A 17,057-nucleotide genomic window follows, 5' to 3' on the forward strand; every position below is an offset into this window, starting at 1 on the left:
CTCTATATTTGATTCGTTTAACAAGTAATCGCTCCAAAAATTTGGACATTCTGTAAATCTTGACTCGTTTTGGAAAGGAACGAATCAAACATTTGAACCAACTACTATTTTTGACTCGTTTAACAGATAAACGCTTCAAATTTTTCACCGCCCTCAGAATCCTGACTCGTTCTTGCTGGAAACGTATCAAATAAAAGGGGGGTACTCTATATTTGATTCGTTTAACAAGTAATCGCTCCAAAAATTTGGACATTCTGTAAATCTTGACTCGTTTTGGAAAGGAACGAATCAAACATTTGAACCTTCTACTAATTTTGACGCGTTTAACATACAAACGCTTCAAATTCTTCACCAATCTCAGAATCCTGACTCGTTTCTTGCTGGAAACGTATCAAATAAAATGGGGTTTCTCTATATTTGATTCGTTTAAAGAGTAAACGCTCCAAAATTTTGGACTTTCTGCAAATCTTGACTCATTTAAGGAATAAACGCTCCAAAAATCGTACTCTCAACAAATCCTGGCTCGTTGCGAATTTACGGAAACACGCCAAGAATGATACAAAGTTATCTTCCCCGATTTCCTAATTATCTTTCTCCACTTGCTTTTTGTATTGTATTTTCCCCATAAAAAAACACCTCCATTCTTAAATGGAAGTGTTGGTTCTTTCATATAATTTTGTCCATCATGGTCGTTGCAATAGAGAAATAAATCAGTAGGCTAAGAATATCATTTAATGTAGTAATAAAAGGGCCGGATGCAATGGCTGGATCAATTTTTAAGCGGTTGATAATGAGCGGAACAACTGCTCCAATCACTGCGGCCATACTTAATGCTAAAAATAGTGACGCACCAACGATAAAAGCAAGCAGCCAATTTCCTTGGTAGAATAGACCAATAATACCTGTTAATACGATCATACATACGACACCGAGCATCAAACCAGTACCCAATTCCCTTTTCACTATTTGCCATACACCGTTTTTCTCTACTGATCCAGTGGCTAATCCACGGACTGCAACAGCTAATGATTGTGTCCCTGTGTTACCTGCCGTTCCCATAATCAATGGCATAAATGCAGCGAGGATGACAATTTGCTGTAATGTTTCTTCAAAGCGACCGATGATGTTAGCGGTAATCATACCGAAAAACATCAATAAAACAATCCAAGGTGCACGCTTTTTTGCGGCACTAAAAGCCGTTAAGTTTAAATCTGTCGCCCCTTTAGAAGCAGCAAATTCTCCAAAATCATCATCTGTCTCTTCTTCTAGTACATCGATAACATCATCGACTGTAATAATACCGACAAGCTTTCCTTCTTTCCCAATGACAGGAACCGCTAGAAAATCATATTCTTTAATCAAACGTGCCACTTTTTCTTGATCTTCATTGACCGGTACAGAAACCACTTGTGTGCTCATAATATCATCAATGATTTGATCAGGCTGTGCAATAATTAAATCTCTTAATGAAACAACCCCAGCAAGACGCTCCTCTATATCGACGACGTATAAATAGTAAATCGTCTCAGCAGCCATTGCCGTTTCTCTTAGTTCTTCAATGACTTGGGCGGCAGTGGACTCAACTGAAATGCGAATGAATTCTTTCGTCATAATGGCACCGGCCGTTCTCGGTGCATAAGTCATCAGCTCGATGACTTTATTGGCTTCTTCTTGATCCATGGATTGAAGGATATCATCTGCATTTTCTACTTCCATTTCAAGCAAGAAATCGGCAACGTCATCAGCGGACATATAATTAAACATCGCGACAGCATATTGAAAGCCTATATGAGTGAAAACCTCAGATTGATCCTCTAAGTCTAGCCCTTGGAAAATATCAGAGAACTCTTCGGGTGTCAGAAAAAGTAGCAATTGTTTTTGTAATGGCAGTTCCATTTCTTTAAACACTTCTACTTGGTCCGTCGGATGCAATTCAAGGAATGTCTCACGAAACATTTTTAAGTTGCGTTCAGTGATATATTTTAATACTTGTTTTTGGTAATCTTTTTTTTGTTTTAATTTTAATAATTGGTTCATTTCGACTCCTCCATTTCTGAAGAAGAGCCTATTTATTCTGTATAAGATGAGTGGTGCAGAACAAATACCCTCCTCTTTTCTCCCTATTGATCAATTCCTGTTTACTCGACCTCGGATTGGGAATACTATCCATCCCGCACCACCTCCTTGTTTTTTTAAAATGAAAAAGCACCTCCAACTAACCGTGGAGGTGCATAAAATGCATAGAAAATACAACATGTACGTGTATTGTACAAGCAGTAATTACCCCTCCATTCGTAGAGCTTTAGCACTGTACAGCATAGGTAAATACCAGCTACATTAAAAACCACCTTATGTCGATGGTTCCTGTTGACCCATTGGCGTCTTTGGACATTTTTGGGCAGTAGCATATCTCTATACAGGAGCCTCACCTAACGAGGATTCATATGGATTGCCATGTTCACTTTACATCTAGTGTTACATTCTGTCAACACCTTTAGAAAAATTAATAAAGGTCCCCGGTACAAGGGAACCTATTAGATTTAAGCATAGTAGCCGATGATGGATTTAGGTTCTAAAAATTCTTCGATACCAAAGTCTCCCCATTCACGTCCAATGCCTGATTGTTTAAAGCCGCCAAACGGTGCTGAGAAATCAGTTTTTGAATTATTGACTTGGATTTGTCCAGCGCGAATGCCTTTGGCCACTTTTTGTAATGTGTTACGATCGCCACCGTAAACGTATCCAGCTAATCCATAAATGGTATCATTAGCGATTTCGATTGCTTCATCCAAGTTATCGTATGTGAGGATACTCATTACTGGTCCAAAGATTTCTTCTTGGGCAATCGTCATATCGTTTTTCACATTTGTAAAAGCAGTGATTTTCGTATAATAACCTTTCTCCAGTCCTTCTGGTTTTCCAGGACCACCGGCAATTAATTCTGCTCCTTCTTCTGATCCTTTTTTAATATACGATTGTACCCTTTCCCATTGATCTGCATCGACAAGAGGACCCACTTGAACATCTTGACTTGTTGGATCACCGACTGGGAAGTTTTCAATCACTTCTTTTACAGCCTCAACGAATTCATCATGCATTCCTTTTGGAATGAGTGTTCTTGTTGCCGCTGTACAAACTTGACCTGTATTTCCTGCGACGAGCGCAACGGCTGTTTTTGCCGCTCCTTTAATGTCTGCATCATCTAACACGATAAGTGGTGATTTTCCACCTAACTCAAGAGAAACTTTCTTGATAGTTGAAGCTGCGTTTTCCATAATTTTTTGTCCGACTTCACCAGATCCTGTAAAGGATACGAAATCAATATCAGGATGTGAACTAATGCCATTACCGATTGTTGAACCTGAACCTGTTACTAGGTTAAAGACACCTTTTGGCAAACCTGCCGCTTCAAAGATTTCCGCTAAAATCATCGCTGCAAATGGTGTATTAGATGCTGGTTTAAGCACTACGGTACTACCAGCAGCAAACGCACTTGCCAGTTTAGTAGAGGTTTGATTCGTAGGGAAGTTCCATGGTGTTATGAGTCCTGCTACACCAATCGCTTCCTTGCGAACTAATGTGTTTCCTCGTTCTTCTTCAAATTTGAACGTTTTTAATTCCTCTACCGCTTGTTTAAAGTGTTGTAAACCCATTTGATAATGGACTTTATTGCTTCGCTTAACAGGAGAGCCAAGTTCTTCTGTAATCACTTCTATAATATCGTCTTTACGTTTTTCGTATTCTTGACAAATTCGCTCAAGTAACTCAATTCTTTCTTCTACTGATGTTTGAGAGAATGATGGAAATGCAGCTTTGGCCGCTGCCACTGCTTTATCTAAATCTTCTTCTGTTCCTGAACTAATTTTTCCCATTACTTCTTCCGTTGCTGGATTAATGACATCAATGGTTTTAGATCCCGTTGATGTGACCCATTCGCCATTAATATATTGCTTAGTATAATTTCGCATAAGTATAATCAAGCTCCTTTAGGGATATTATTGATTCTACTTAACCCATTCCCTTTCTCTCCTTTATTAAACATGTCACATTCGTCATTTATTACCAACTTTTCATCTGTATAACATTTATTCTTTAGGAAAAGATAGGGCTACGTGCTCGTCACGTAATATCGGTGTGGAGGGATGGACGTTGGAATTTATTGCTCATTTGATTCATCTAATCCAAAGATGGTTAGTGAAATTAAACTACTCTATCTACAAGAGATCTAATCGCCTCCTAAGAATAAATAGAGCTAGGTCAATGGCGTAAAGTAGACGTTCTACCAATCACGGATAGTAAAAAGGTAAGCATCTTCACGATGCTTACCTTACTAATGTTTTTCTTTATTTTTGGCTAATGTTTCTTTATCTAATGTTCCAGGTGGTTGTTCAAGATAACCCAATTCCACCATTAAATTCCCTATATCCTTTGCATACTGACCCACTTCCATAGCTAAACGTTCATAATTGATGATCAGGTCATGCCTTTGACTTGCTGCAGCACCCGTCGCATAGTTTCCACTCCCGGCAGCTGTTAACATCCCTAATTGAAAAAGGATTAATTTATCCGAGAATACTTCGGCAGTTGAATTGGTAATACTAACATCTCCATCAATTGGTGCTTGGAGACCATTGTTAATCAAAGTAACAGCAAATAATTCCACATGTTTTTCTGAAATATCTTTGCCTTGTATACATATCTTTTGTACTTCTTTTCTTGGTGACATTTGGGCAAAGCTTGTAGCTAATTTTAGCCCAACAACATTATTGAAAAAATTAAGATGAAGATGAGAGATTTCCACAGCATTCAACGCCCTTTTGTCTGCAAACGGATTTAATCCTTTGAAATAACTTTTATCATCCACCATATCAATTTCTTTTGGATAAGGAATAACAGGCGATCGTACAAATACACCTTTATTGATTTGGATTTCTGAACTTTGCTCAAATAAATCAGCTGTCGCAAAAAGTGTCTTATTAAAAAGCTTCCTTATATCTTTTCTTGCACTTAAGGCAAGAAAGCCACTATAACTAAGCATGCCAGCTTTAGCCATATGATGAATGTAGGTTAACATAAAAATATCTGTATACACTTTCGGGGCATGAATATTTACATCCTCAGCAGTAAACCCTTTTGGAATGGGTATTTTCTCTTGTTGAAAGATACTTTTCAATTTTGCTATATGGTCTTCTGAAATCTGACAAGCAGTTTGTACTAGTTGAGATATCATCTTATCCTCAACGGTTTCTCGCAAATAACTTAAAAACTGAACGGACATCGTATTCTGCATATAAGATGTCCATAAAGACGCTAACTCCGAAGAAGAAAGGTTAATCTTTTCTTCTGTCATGCGTGCACTTCCCTTCACAATATTCTGACCTTACTATTTGTTATTGAAAGGAGAATTATACCAAATAGGAAAATAAAAAAGCAGCTCACATAAATTTTAAGTGAGCTGCTTTTAAACTTAGATTAAGTTTTTCACTACTTCTTCTAATTTCATCTCCCTGGAGCCCTTAAATAGAATGAGGGCTTCTTTCTTCACGATTTTATTAATAAATTGGACGATTTCCGATTTTGTATAAGGAGACACCACTTTGTCTTCCCCCATCATTTGTTTCGCTTCTTTAGCAATTGCAGAGGCTAATATTCCATATGTGACGACAAAATCAATTTCATTCGGGTCAATTGCCTTTGCCATTTGTTTATGGAGAGTTTCAGCACTATCACCTAGCTCTAGCATATCTCCTAGTACTAATATTTTCTGATGATAGCCCTCCATTTCCTGTACTGTTTCAATCGCAGCTTGTACAGAGTTAGGACTCGCATTCCAAGCATCATTAATAATGGTGTATCCTTTTTTTGTTTGAATTGTTTCCATTCGCATGGCAGTCAAATCTAAGTTCTTCAATCCAGCGATAATGTTTTCAGGTGTCACTCCCAATTCAAGAGCGACAGCTACCGCTGCTAACGTATTTTTCACATTATGTTTACCAATGATCGATACTTTTAGATCTTTAAATAACTGCTCTCCTGCGATATCAAACTCAAGATATTTTTTATATTCTTTTACTTTTTCATAGTAGTAATTATTCGTTACCTCATGACCGAATGTTTTAACACGCATGGGTAAATCAACATTGGCTAACGCCTGCTTTAAGTGAGCATCATCGCCATAGTATATAAATAAGCCGCCATCTCTTAAACCATCAATAATTTCCAGTTTAGCATTGGCGATATTTTCTTCTGAACCTAGTGTCGCAATATGTGCCAAACCAACCATCGTAATAACTACAACATCAGGCTGAGCAATGGTTGACAGACGATGAATTTGTCCCTTTTCACTCATACCCATTTCTAGAACAAGGACCTCTGTCTCTTCTGCGACATCAAGAATGGTAAGAGGCAACCCGATTTGGCTGTTTAAATTCCCCTTTGTCTTATGGACTTTATATGTCGTCTGTAAGATGGACTTAACCATATCCTTCGTTGTTGTTTTTCCATTACTCCCCGTTACACCGACAACCTTTATATTTAATTGCTCACGATAAGCAGTTGCCAACTCTTGTAATGCTTGAAGTGGATCATCGACGTAAATCACAGGTACTCCTTCTGGTGGATGCTTATGCCCCTTCTTCCAAAGGGTTGCAGTAGCCCCCCGATCGAAAGCCGTATTTACATAGTTATGACCATCATCAATTCTCATAATAGGAATAAATAAATTCCCCTTATGTAATGTTCTTGTATCTATCGAAACCCCGTCAACACGGATATCAGCGTACTCTTCTTGCAGACCTGAACCATTTAACATATCCTGAATTTCAACTAAACTTCGCTTTATCATCCTAAATCCTCCACAATGATTACTTACATCAAATTGTAGACCTTTTTGCAGAAAAAGAAAACTCTTTAGTAAGGTAAAGCTGAAATGTTTTAATAGATTTAACTTTTAGAAAAAATCTCATCCATTCATGATAATATGGAATAAATTATCTAAAAAATACAAGGGGAGATTTTATGGCTACACCTAAACATATTGTCTCAGCAGCAACGATTGTTTTAAACGATCATAATGAAATCCTACTCATAAAAGGGCCACTAAGAGGTTGGGAAATGCCTGGTGGACAAGTAGAAGAAGGTGAATCCATCACAGAGGCAGCCATCCGCGAAACAAAAGAAGAATCTGGAATCGACGTAGAGATCATACGCTTCTGTGGCATCTTCCAAAACGTAGAAAAATCCATCTGTAACACCTTATTCCTTGCCAAACCTACCGGCGGAGAACTAACCACAAGCTCAGAAAGCTTAGCAGTTGGCTACTTCCCTATTGACCAGGCATTACAAATGATTGGATGGCAAAACTACAGGCAACGGGTCGAGTATTGTTTGGATGAAGGTAGGCACCCTTTTTTTGTCGATTTTTAAACATATTGCATTTTGACCTAACCTACTATCTAGAGACTGATTTTAGGTTAGTTATATTTGTTTCTTCTTGTTTCTTTGCTATGCTTACTAACCGCGCAAACAAAATAAAACTCAACCCGCCCATTAGACCAATTGCACCAGTAATAACAAGAGGCGGAACCCATTCACTTACAATGACAACGACACCTGCAGCACTGACACCTAAGAAAATGGCAACACCATACAGCGACATGTAAGTACTTCTCGCATGATCAGGCACACTATTAGCGAGCAAGGCCTGCTGCATCGGGATATACATCATCTCACCAATAGATGCAAGAAACATAGCAACAATAAGCAGCATGGGAATGGTTGTAAAGCTAAGAACTGTATAACCGGTGAAAAATAGCAAAAGTCCAACCAAAAATGTCACACGTTCCTTCCACTTTTTTATGACTGTGATAACAACGAACGTAAGCGCAACAACAAGTAAAGTATTTTCTGCCTTCAAAAATCCTAGTAGATTCACACCATCTACTTCCATAGGAATGGCGGTAATGATTTGTATTGGATTTGGGAGCTGTTCTTTTAAACGAATACCAATATAATTCGTTAATTGTTCCTCCACAGCTACAATTAATACACTAGCAAGAATAAATATGATAAAAAATTTATGCTTTAATATATTTAAATACTCTTTATACACTTGAATCGTTTGACTACTTTTTTGCCGCTGCACGTTAGGTTGATAGGTTTCTTTAATAAACACCTTTGTCATCAAAATAGAAAGGAAGGACACAAGAGCTGCACTAAGGAGTAATAAGACAAGGTGGGAAAAAAAGAAGAAAGCGCCGACCATACTACCAATAGCAATCCCTAAATTTCGAACCCAATAGGCATAAGTGTAAATGATTTTTCTTTCTTCAGGGGAACTCACATCAATGATTAATGCTTGATAGGCTGGATTGACGACACCTGTGCTAAATTGAATGATTATAAAAAATAGAAAAGTGATGTAAGGATAGGCACCAACGGATGTATTGGCAACTGCAGCACCTATATACCCTATAAATACAAACAGTTCTGCAAGCAATATTACCTTCCTTCTCCCTACTCTGTCTGAAGTAAATCCACCTAATAAGGAGCCTAAAACACTTGCCAACATCACACATAGAAATAGAACACCTGTCACGGCCTTCCCAACTTCCTCAGCAAAATAAATAATGATATAAGGTAAAATCGCCATTGTTGAAATAGATGAAATGAATTGTAACAGTAATCTAATACGGATGGCTGGGTGCAGATTTTTCATACATATTCCTCCTCTTTTTAATGATTGATTAATCAATCATTGTTGAAACGAATGAGAAGACTTCCCTAAACTAAGAAAGTCCTTTATCTGTTACTTTTTCAGTTGGTGCAAAAAGATTTAGTGCAGTGACAGCATATTGTTCCCACACATCACTATAGCGATTATCAGTCGAATTTAAACGAACGCCTATTAAGAGACTCGTATACAACGTAGCAACAATAAGCGGATCTTGTTTTTTAAACACCCCTATTTGCTGCCCGTTTTGTACCAATTTCCCGACCTTCACACGAAATACATCATGGAACTCATCTAATTCCTTAAACACATCAGCATACCGTTCATGCTGTCCCACAACTTGTACAACCAATTGCAAATAACGGTTCATTTCTGCAAATGCTCTAAAATGCTCTCTTAACATCTGTTTTGTTTCCAATAAAGGATCAGCAGACGTCTCATCAAAAAATAAAACGCGCTCCTTCAATTCCGCTAATGGTTCAACAACAACGGTATAAAACAATGCTTCCTTATCTTTAAAATAAGTAAACACACTACCAAAACTAACATTGGCAGCAACAGAAACCTTCTTAATTGTCGTACCCTCATACCCTTCAGTCGCAAATAACCCCATAGCCGCTTCTAAAATCTTCTTTTTCCGGAGCTCCATATTTTGAATTTGTTTTTCCGATAATGGCATTTGAACACCTTCTTGAAATGATTGATTAATCAATCATCAATTATTTTATAATTATATTATACCAATTACCAACTTATGTGAAGTAATTATTCTCCTTTTGAAAATATCCCTTTAAGTAATGGCTCTTTCTGTTTCGATTTCACAGAAGTATAAAAGCGATTTTTAGGAGTATTTTCTAAGTAAGGCAATAAGATATTTACTTTCTCATCACAGTTAGCAGCATCAATTAATTGCTTTTCAATAACCTTCATAGGTTCCTTTATACTTCCATCTTCGCTATAAATGAACCGATCATCGGCAAATTGCTCTGCGGCTTCCGTTTCATTTTCTGTATACGCATGTACAGATGGGCGAGCCCAAAACACATCATTGCGCACAATTCGAGCCGGACTTCCCGCTGCTGACACATTGGATGGTAATGATTTTGTCACAAGTGATTTTGCTCCAAGAATAGAACCAGACCCAATATTAACACCTTTTAATATCATCACATCTTGTCCAATCCAAATATGATCACCTAAATAAACGCTTTTAGTTGGATTGATGCGCTTTTTCGTTGCTGCATCATAAATCAAATGTGGATCTGCTAACCTTACAACCACACCTGTGGAAAACATATTATCATGACCAATGAAAAGATTCTTTTGCTCTGAAAGAATAAATCTAGCACTCCCATTAAAAGAATAATTGCGCCCAATAAAGAAGGCACTATTATTCCATACTGAAACATTAAATGTCGCACGTCGATTGGATTTACCAATAATGACAACTGAATGATTGCCATTAAAATGAATATTCGTATTTTTAAATTTGGCGCCACGTTCAACAATTAATGTATTGCCCTCTCCGACAAACTTCACCTTCGAATGATCAAATGCAATTTCCTCTTCTTTCATCCCTATTAATTGAATTTCATTATTTGAAGTTGGTTTTTTAAATATATCTGTGATGGTTTCCATTATTTACACACCTACTTTTATTAGCATTAAAACGCATTTATTATACAAAAGAATCTATTCATCATACGCATTTTAATCCTAACTTAACGACTTTGTATTTAAGATACTTTAATTTTTACATCACCTGTAATAATCACGTATAAAACGTAACCTAAAATGGTTATTTATTCCTTTATTATGAACAAAAGAACCATATCCATTCTATTAAAGTGCAAAAACCCTTATGGAGTAATCAGACTGATACTTCATAAGGGTGCATAATAGATTATTTGTATGTACCTTTAACGAAAAACAATTTCCACCTTTCCTAGCTTACTGAATTCCGCAGTAAACACATCTCCTTTTTGCGCAACGACTGCTGCGGATAAGGCACCTGATAAAATTACTTCTCCCGCTTTTAAAACAACATCATATTCAAATAACTTATTCGCTAACCATGCTACACATGCAGCTGGATGGCCTAAGACATCTGCACCTGTTCCCTTATTCGATAATTCACCATTTTTATAAAGGCTCATTTCGATTTTATTTAGCTCCAAACCACTAACATTAAATTTCTCATCTCCTAATACATAAAGCCCACAAGATGCATTATCAGCAACAGTGTCTTCTAATTTGATTTCCCAATTGTGAATACGGCTATCTACAATTTCTAATGAAGGAATAATATATTCAGTTGCGGATAAAACTTCCTCGGCTGTCACATGTGAGCCTTTTAAATCCTTATTAAGTACAAATGCAATTTCCCCTTCAACTTTTGGTTCGAAAAGTGAATCGATATCGATTGATCCCTTGTTGGGTATGCTCATACTATCTAATAAGTGACCGTAATCAGGTTGATCGACTCCTAAAAGTTCTTGCATCGCAAAGGATGTTAAACCAATCTTTTTACCAACAACTTTATGACCGTCTTTCACTTTCTGTTCAATTGCTCTTAGTTGGACTTGATATGCATCGTGAATAGTTAGGTTAGGATATTGATTAGTTAGTGGCTTAATCGCTGTTTTCGTTTGTTCAGCATGAAGTAAATGCTCGTATATTTGCTGTATACTAATCGTCTTTTGATTACTCAAATGATTAAACTCCCTTTCTTGTGAATATCAAAAAAACTTTGATAGTACATTTTTACACTTGTACTATCAAAGTCAGGTAAGACAATACAAACTTACTTCACAGGTATTTTGCTAAAAAAGTCAATAATGACCTTATTGAACGCATCAACCTTTTCCCATTGCGGCCAATGGCCCGCGTCGTTAATAACGATTAATTCACTTCCGGGTATCATCTCTTGAATCGGCATAGCTTCCTCAACAGTTGAAGTTGGGTCATGGTCGGTCCATGCTAATAAGGTTGGCACATCAATCTTTCCACACCAAGAGGGGTCCCAGCTATATTTTTGTCTAAATTCTATTTCTTGTAAGGCGACAATATGATCAACTGCCTTTTGATAGGATGGTTGGGTATAGATGTTGTATCGTGCCTCTATCAGTTCATCCGTCACTTGACTCTTATCATACATTAGCCATTCAAGCCGCGTTTTCACATTTTCATAGTTTGCTTCTAGCACCGCCTTAACGGTAGATTCCTTCAGTTTTTTCATCACTTCAGCTTTGTTATTTACATTTCCAGGCGTATTTAATACTAAAGCTTTAGCAATGCCAGGGTGATGGGCTGCAAACCAGGCTGCAACCCATCCGCCTAGGGATTCACCAGATAAATAGACTTCCCTCAAATCTAAAGCTTGAATCACTCCTAATAGATGATCACTATAGCTATCAATTCCATATGGGTGGTTAGGCTTCTCCGTGTATCCATGCCCAAGCATATCAATACAAATGACGCGGAAGTGCTCACTTAATCCTCTAATATTCCGAGCATAGGCTTCTATATGACCACCTGTACCATGAAGCAAAATAAGTGGTTCACCAGTTCCTGCTTCTAGCACTCTCGTTCTTATTCCATTGGCATCGACATAATAATTTTTAAAAGCTAAATCGGCTAAATCATTCCAAATTGTCATCTGAACATCCTCCTTTATACTTTATGGAACTTAACAACACCCATTCCTGTCACCCACTCAGGGATGGGTTCATAACAAGCAACCTCTGGTTCAAACTCTTGCAAAATTCCAAGCAGCACAAGCCAATTATGTATCTCCTGGCCGCCATTTCCCCCATTTTCTTCTATATAATCTGGAGACCATTGTCTAAGTGCCTGATAATCTTTCTCTCTAATGTTTCGTAAAAATTTACGATCCCACTCTTCATTGACCGGTCCAGATTTCAAGCTTGTCACACGTGTTTTACGCGTGTTTAAATATTCATCCAGCTCTTCAATCTGCTGACGACCATTTGTCAGAACTTTAATTAGCTCTTGATCCTCAGGTTTTTCACTATCAATCTTCGGAATCGGCACCCAATGAGAAATGCCGCCTGATGCCACAATCGCTACTTTTTTATCACTTTCCCATGTTTCAATTGCCTCACGAACCACTTCTCCGACTTGGAAGCACCGATCCATTGTCGGAAGTGGAGGGGCAGCTGTATTCACCGCAATCGGCACAACTGGAATATTTAAATCATCGTTTAAAAAGTGGACTGCTTGCGTATGACCATGATCCACTTTCATTCTCATGGAAAAAGCAAAGTCTACATTATTACCCAATCCTGTATCAAGTACATGCTTCGCTAACTCTTTCTCGACTGGAATTTGATATTCAGGAATTTCCCAATCTCCCCATCCTTCACAGCGATCAACTCCAATCGTGAAGGAGGGCATGTGATCATAAAAGTAACTATTAAAGTGATCATCAGATATAAGCACAATCACATCTGTCCCCATATCCTTAAGCCATTGTTTCATCTCAGTAACGGTATTTAGAAAGCGTTGTCCTTTTTCACCACCGCCAGCTTCATTTGTCATGATCATTGGGCTATGTGACATTGCTACTCCTGCTACTATTTCAGCCATAACTCCCACCTCTTATGTTTTACTGTTCATATCACGGCAGGCACATATCAACCCGCCAATGATTATTCAAAATGTAGATCTCCTAAAATAATGCTTGCCTGCAATGCTAAGAAAAGCTGACTACTTGTTTGGAGATCATTAATATCTGCTTCTAAAATTTTTCCGATTTTTTGTATACGATAACGTAAACCACCTAGTGATAAATTCATGATTTTTGCTGTTTTACACATATTTTGTCCATTTTTAATATAGATGTATAATGTTTTGGTAAGTTCTGATTCTTTCCCGCGATCGTACTCAACTAACTTTGACAACATCTTGTTACAGAAATGTCGGATATCTTCATTTTTGCCTGTACGAAATAATATCCCTACAGCACCCAAATCATCGAAGTACATGATGTCTTTTTGTTGATTATTCACATTCAATGAAATGAGTGCTTCATTGTATAGAATAGGAATATCTTCAAGCGATGTTGCTTTTGAACTTATGCCTATTTTAAAAGGATTTTGAGGATATTTCTCTTTAAGAAAATGAAGTAATTTCCGTATAAATTCATCTACGTTTATAAAATGCTTCGAGAACATATCTATAGGTAACAAAGCGGCAATGTTTTGTGCACCCTCCGATATGAGAATATTCAGATTACGTTCCATAAAATATCTTGAGAAAACTTCAATCAGATTCATTGCACCAATTGGTTCCTTTTCACTCGGATAAAAATCTGCATCCACTTTTAAAACGAGAAATTGATACTCTTTCCCTAAATCTACGCCAATATGTCTTGCCCTTTTGAACAACACGACAGGATTTAGACGATTATGAATCATGTCTTCTAACAGTCCACCTTTAATGTTTAACCTAAGCTCTGTATCTAAAATGGACTCCTTATTGTAGTTACTTACTGACCCAACCAAATGCATTTGTTTCATTTTCAACCAATCGAGTTCAGTAAAAGAAGGCTTAATAAAGGAGCAATATCCTACCACCTTCCCCTTTGAAATCATCGGTGCTATTAATCTCTTATGTTGATTAGATTGCTCCATTTCGACTACTTGCTGATTTTCTATCAGTTCATTCAATTTCGTCTGCATAGCTTTATTCTGATTGTTTTTCACAATGGTCTTTAATTGATTACTATATTGTTTAGCCAGTTCTGCATCTAACCCGACTGAATATAGGTAATTAAATCCTAAATCTTCAAGAATAATAGGATTATTGGTAAGTTGATAACATACATCAGCCAATCGTGCTTCGCCAACACCATTTAGGAAGTGTCCAATGGCTTCATTATTAAAATCTACAGCAGCTTGTAAATGATTTTTTTCTGTTAACACTCTATCTAAGCAATTCAAAAGCATTTGTGGCAATCCTGATTCGAATTCCTTCTCCGTGTAGTTAAAGTTGCCAAAATTTGAAGACATTTGTACAAATGCCTCTAAAGCTTCAGGATAATGAACCTTATTTTGCAATATACTCACCCACTTAAGAAAGTTACTAGTTGAATTAGTTACCCGAAAAATTAGTATTTTACAATTATTCTACTTCTTTTGGAAGTATCTGTCGATTAATGACTAGTGAGCCTAAGCAAAACAGGTAAAACACTATAGTCAAATAACTTAGCTAAGTTGGGGTTTCTATTGCTCTGAGCCCACCAATGATCCGCTTACTCGAACGTTCATTTATAATCCTTCAAAAGCTTTAACCTTTAATTTCTCCAACAGACCCTCACTACCTGTTTTTCTACGAATCCCGCGTATTCCCCAACCCCCATCAAAATTCAATACAGTGCCTGTAGCGGGAATATTGTCATCTCGAGAGGCAAAAAACACATAAGAACCTGCATAATCTTCTCCTTGCAAAATACGGCCGACTGGAGATGCTGCTGCGATATTCTCTTTACCTGCTTCCAAATCTTCGTCCTCATACCATTCCTTATACATGCTTGTGACAGAGCGGCTATCCATTTCTAATGAAGCAGGTCCTCTTAAATCTGTCATGGCACCGCCAATCGCAATTCCATTCACACGAACATAAGGAGCCAACTCAAAGGCCAACTGGCGGATTAACCCAACCACCGCATGTTTTGTGGAAGTGTAAAGCGGTCCTCCACCATTTGTATAAAACCCAGCATTGGAAACAGTAAAGATCATATTCCCTCTAGTTTCAGCCAGTTGTGGAAGACAGGCTTTAGCTGCTAGTAAATATCCCTTCACATTGACATGAAATAATTCATCAAATGCTTGATCTAATTTATCTTCTGGAAGATCGACAAGTGCCATATTGTAATCCCAAATGCCTACATTTGCAATGAGGGTGTCAATTTTGCCAAAATGTTCGCTACACTGATTGACCGCTGACTTCAAATCACTCAGCTGTCGAACATCTCCAACAATGCCCATGACATCATCGCCAAATGTCTGCTCAAGCTCTTTTAGACGATCCACTGACTTATCAAATATTGCTACCTTCGCACCTTCAGACACGAAACGTTCTACAATCGCCCGGCCAACACCGGACGCTCCGCCTGTGACAAAGGCCACTTCATTTGTCAATTTCATCATTGTAGCTCCCCACTCGTGAAAATAAGTCAACCATCCATTACTTTGCTCTTACTTTGTTCTGCTTCAAAGTAACCATCCTCAAATGCCACAAATACATCCTCCCCCTCAACCTTTACCGGATATTTCTTCAAAGGTTTCCAAGGTGGAGCCATCTTTACTGCCCCCGTATGAGCGCAAAACTTCCCCATATGCAGTGAACAAACGATGACATCTCCATCTAAATAACCGCCCTCGGACAGTGACCATTTGGCATGAGAACAGCGATCCTGTGTGGCAAGTACTTTACCATTCACATTAAACACTGCTACAGCCGTATCCCCTTCCACTACTTTTAATCCCTCATCATCTGGTAAATCAGACAAGGTGCAAACCTTTGTATATTTCATTCCATACATCCCCTTTCCTTGTTAATCATGTTTTTAGAAAAGCTTAAGGCGCCCGTAATCGCCGACAAGCATAAGATGAGCCGGCGGAAAGGTTGTTCCTTAACCTTTCCTGCGGATTGGCTTAGGCCATAGAGCCGATGTCGCCTGGAGCTAGATCTGAAAACCCACTAAAAAATTTTATACTTTCTTATATGTCAAAAAAAGACAGATAAGTTATTTGACAAAAGTGTACTCTGATCGATTAAAATCGTGCGGCGGGCTATTTTAAAACCTAATCCTCCCTCTGAACGTCTCAGCACATCCCTGCGCTCTCCTGGAAATATATCTGCCTGATTTTCAGAACGATTACGATACACGATAAAGGATGACACGACTTCATACGTGTTCGGCTCCTCCGTCTCATTAATCATCACATTCGAAATGAGATGCCTTGTGCGCGATACTGGATTCTCTGCCCAGTTCACCCCAGATACTCTTGCCCGAATACGTCCGCGCATCGTTTCATAAGTATCGTCGTAATGCCCACCTTGTCCTATAGCCGTATACTCCTGAGCCATTTCTCTACCTAAACGGTTCATGCGAATCGGCATCCAATAATGAATATCTTTATCCATTAACGCTAACCACGCCTCAAACTCCGAATGGTCTAGTAGCTGTGCTTCCTTGTAATAAAACTGTTCAATTTCATGCTGCAGTTCCAAACTTGGGCTACTGTCTGCCCATTTAAACGGCTTAACCAGCTCTTTTACTTCCATCCTCTTTCACCCT

At 38.1% G+C, this 17,057-nt stretch carries 15 protein-coding genes and 1 riboswitch; of the genes, 1 reads left to right on the plus strand and 14 read right to left on the minus strand.

Translation table 11 applies throughout. From position 1 onward, the window contains the following. Positions 1 to 666: 666 nt before the first annotated feature. The 4 genes from mgtE to U9M49_RS20950 all read right to left on the minus strand — a co-directional run bounded on the left by mgtE (position 667) and on the right by U9M49_RS20950 (position 6,844). Complete coding sequence (gene mgtE / locus U9M49_RS20935) at positions 667 to 2,037, minus strand: magnesium transporter (RefSeq protein WP_095370766.1); 1,371 nt, start codon at positions 2,035 to 2,037, stop codon at positions 667 to 669. 242 nt (positions 2,038 to 2,279) lie between these two features. Beyond that, a riboswitch (M-box (ykoK) riboswitch) is annotated at positions 2,280 to 2,444 on the minus strand. A gap of 96 nt (positions 2,445 to 2,540) precedes the next feature. Continuing rightward, a complete protein-coding gene (locus U9M49_RS20940) occupies positions 2,541 to 3,968 on the minus strand; it encodes an aldehyde dehydrogenase family protein (RefSeq protein WP_322910505.1) in 1,428 nt (475 codons plus the stop codon). 362 nt (positions 3,969 to 4,330) lie between these two features. Beyond that, the gene (locus U9M49_RS20945; RefSeq protein ID WP_307318764.1) at positions 4,331 to 5,350 is read right to left on the minus strand and encodes a DUF3231 family protein; all 1,020 of its coding nucleotides are present in this window, start codon (positions 5,348 to 5,350) and stop codon (positions 4,331 to 4,333) included. Between the two features lie 117 nt (positions 5,351 to 5,467). Next, positions 5,468 to 6,844 carry a UDP-N-acetylmuramoyl-tripeptide--D-alanyl-D-alanine ligase gene (locus U9M49_RS20950; protein WP_322910506.1) on the minus strand — a complete coding sequence of 459 codons (1,377 nt, stop codon included), beginning with the start codon at positions 6,842 to 6,844 and terminating at the stop codon, positions 5,468 to 5,470. Between the two features lie 173 nt (positions 6,845 to 7,017). Between U9M49_RS20950 and U9M49_RS20955 the strand changes: the two genes are divergently transcribed. Then, complete coding sequence (locus tag U9M49_RS20955) at positions 7,018 to 7,425, plus strand: NUDIX hydrolase (RefSeq protein ID WP_322910507.1); 408 nt, start codon at positions 7,018 to 7,020, stop codon at positions 7,423 to 7,425. A gap of 25 nt (positions 7,426 to 7,450) precedes the next feature. Here U9M49_RS20955 and U9M49_RS20960 read toward each other — a convergent pair whose 3' ends face one another. The 10 genes from U9M49_RS20960 to U9M49_RS21005 all read right to left on the minus strand — a co-directional run bounded on the left by U9M49_RS20960 (position 7,451) and on the right by U9M49_RS21005 (position 17,044). Next, on the minus strand, positions 7,451 to 8,716 hold the full coding sequence (locus U9M49_RS20960) for an MFS transporter (protein ID WP_322910508.1): 1,266 nt from the start codon (positions 8,714 to 8,716) through the stop codon (positions 7,451 to 7,453). Positions 8,717 to 8,786: 70 nt separating this feature from the next. Then, positions 8,787 to 9,410 carry a TetR/AcrR family transcriptional regulator gene (locus U9M49_RS20965; protein WP_322910509.1) on the minus strand — a complete coding sequence of 208 codons (624 nt, stop codon included), beginning with the start codon at positions 9,408 to 9,410 and terminating at the stop codon, positions 8,787 to 8,789. An 86-nt stretch (positions 9,411 to 9,496) separates the two neighbouring features. Further along, positions 9,497 to 10,369 (minus strand): acyltransferase, encoded by an 873-nt coding sequence (locus tag U9M49_RS20970; RefSeq protein WP_322910510.1) that lies wholly within the window; start codon positions 10,367 to 10,369, stop codon positions 9,497 to 9,499. A gap of 281 nt (positions 10,370 to 10,650) precedes the next feature. Then, a complete protein-coding gene (locus U9M49_RS20975; protein WP_322910511.1) occupies positions 10,651 to 11,442 on the minus strand; it encodes a 2-keto-4-pentenoate hydratase in 792 nt (263 codons plus the stop codon). Between the two features lie 92 nt (positions 11,443 to 11,534). Further along, positions 11,535 to 12,389, minus strand: coding sequence for an alpha/beta fold hydrolase (locus tag U9M49_RS20980; RefSeq protein WP_095370773.1), 855 nt, complete (start codon positions 12,387 to 12,389; stop codon positions 11,535 to 11,537). A 14-nt stretch (positions 12,390 to 12,403) separates the two neighbouring features. Beyond that, positions 12,404 to 13,339, minus strand: a complete 936-nt coding sequence (locus tag U9M49_RS20985; RefSeq protein ID WP_322910512.1) for a hypothetical protein — start codon at positions 13,337 to 13,339, stop codon at positions 12,404 to 12,406. 62 nt (positions 13,340 to 13,401) lie between these two features. Next, entirely contained in the window at positions 13,402 to 14,811 is a 1,410-nt protein-coding gene (locus U9M49_RS20990) for a PucR family transcriptional regulator (RefSeq protein WP_307318778.1), read from the minus strand. Positions 14,812 to 15,021: 210 nt separating this feature from the next. After that, positions 15,022 to 15,900: a 3-(cis-5,6-dihydroxycyclohexa-1,3-dien-1-yl)propanoate dehydrogenase gene (gene hcaB / locus U9M49_RS20995; protein WP_307318781.1), complete on the minus strand. Its 879-nt coding sequence runs from the start codon at positions 15,898 to 15,900 to the stop codon at positions 15,022 to 15,024. Positions 15,901 to 15,929: 29 nt separating this feature from the next. Then, entirely contained in the window at positions 15,930 to 16,289 is a 360-nt protein-coding gene (locus U9M49_RS21000; RefSeq protein WP_095370776.1) for a non-heme iron oxygenase ferredoxin subunit, read from the minus strand. Between the two features lie 194 nt (positions 16,290 to 16,483). Continuing rightward, the gene (locus U9M49_RS21005) at positions 16,484 to 17,044 is read right to left on the minus strand and encodes an aromatic-ring-hydroxylating dioxygenase subunit beta (RefSeq protein ID WP_095370777.1); all 561 of its coding nucleotides are present in this window, start codon (positions 17,042 to 17,044) and stop codon (positions 16,484 to 16,486) included. Positions 17,045 to 17,057 lie beyond the last annotated feature (13 nt).

It is taken from the genome of Cytobacillus sp. OWB-43 (assembly GCF_034651445.1).
In the GTDB taxonomy this organism is placed as follows: Bacteria; Bacillota; Bacilli; order Bacillales; family Cytobacillaceae; genus Cytobacillus; species Cytobacillus kochii.

Excerpts from the sequence above, each read along its gene's own strand:
- mgtE (WP_095370766.1), bottom strand. The coding sequence starts at position 2,037 with ATGAACCAATTATTAAAATTAAAACAAAAAAAAGATTACCAAAAACAA.
- U9M49_RS20940 (WP_322910505.1), bottom strand. The coding sequence starts at position 3,968 with ATGCGAAATTATACTAAGCAATATATTAATGGCGAATGGGTCACATCA.
- U9M49_RS20945 (WP_307318764.1), bottom strand. The coding sequence starts at position 5,350 with ATGACAGAAGAAAAGATTAACCTTTCTTCTTCGGAGTTAGCGTCTTTA.
- U9M49_RS20950 (WP_322910506.1), bottom strand. The coding sequence starts at position 6,844 with ATGATAAAGCGAAGTTTAGTTGAAATTCAGGATATGTTAAATGGTTCA.
- U9M49_RS20955 (WP_322910507.1), top strand. The coding sequence starts at position 7,018 with ATGGCTACACCTAAACATATTGTCTCAGCAGCAACGATTGTTTTAAAC.
- U9M49_RS20960 (WP_322910508.1), bottom strand. The coding sequence starts at position 8,716 with ATGAAAAATCTGCACCCAGCCATCCGTATTAGATTACTGTTACAATTC.
- U9M49_RS20965 (WP_322910509.1), bottom strand. The coding sequence starts at position 9,410 with ATGCCATTATCGGAAAAACAAATTCAAAATATGGAGCTCCGGAAAAAG.
- U9M49_RS20970 (WP_322910510.1), bottom strand. The coding sequence starts at position 10,369 with ATGGAAACCATCACAGATATATTTAAAAAACCAACTTCAAATAATGAA.
- U9M49_RS20980 (WP_095370773.1), bottom strand. The coding sequence starts at position 12,389 with ATGACAATTTGGAATGATTTAGCCGATTTAGCTTTTAAAAATTATTAT.
- U9M49_RS20985 (WP_322910512.1), bottom strand. The coding sequence starts at position 13,339 with ATGGCTGAAATAGTAGCAGGAGTAGCAATGTCACATAGCCCAATGATC.
- hcaB (WP_307318781.1), bottom strand. The coding sequence starts at position 15,900 with ATGAAATTGACAAATGAAGTGGCCTTTGTCACAGGCGGAGCGTCCGGT.
- U9M49_RS21000 (WP_095370776.1), bottom strand. The coding sequence starts at position 16,289 with ATGAAATATACAAAGGTTTGCACCTTGTCTGATTTACCAGATGATGAG.
- U9M49_RS21005 (WP_095370777.1), bottom strand. The coding sequence starts at position 17,044 with ATGGAAGTAAAAGAGCTGGTTAAGCCGTTTAAATGGGCAGACAGTAGC.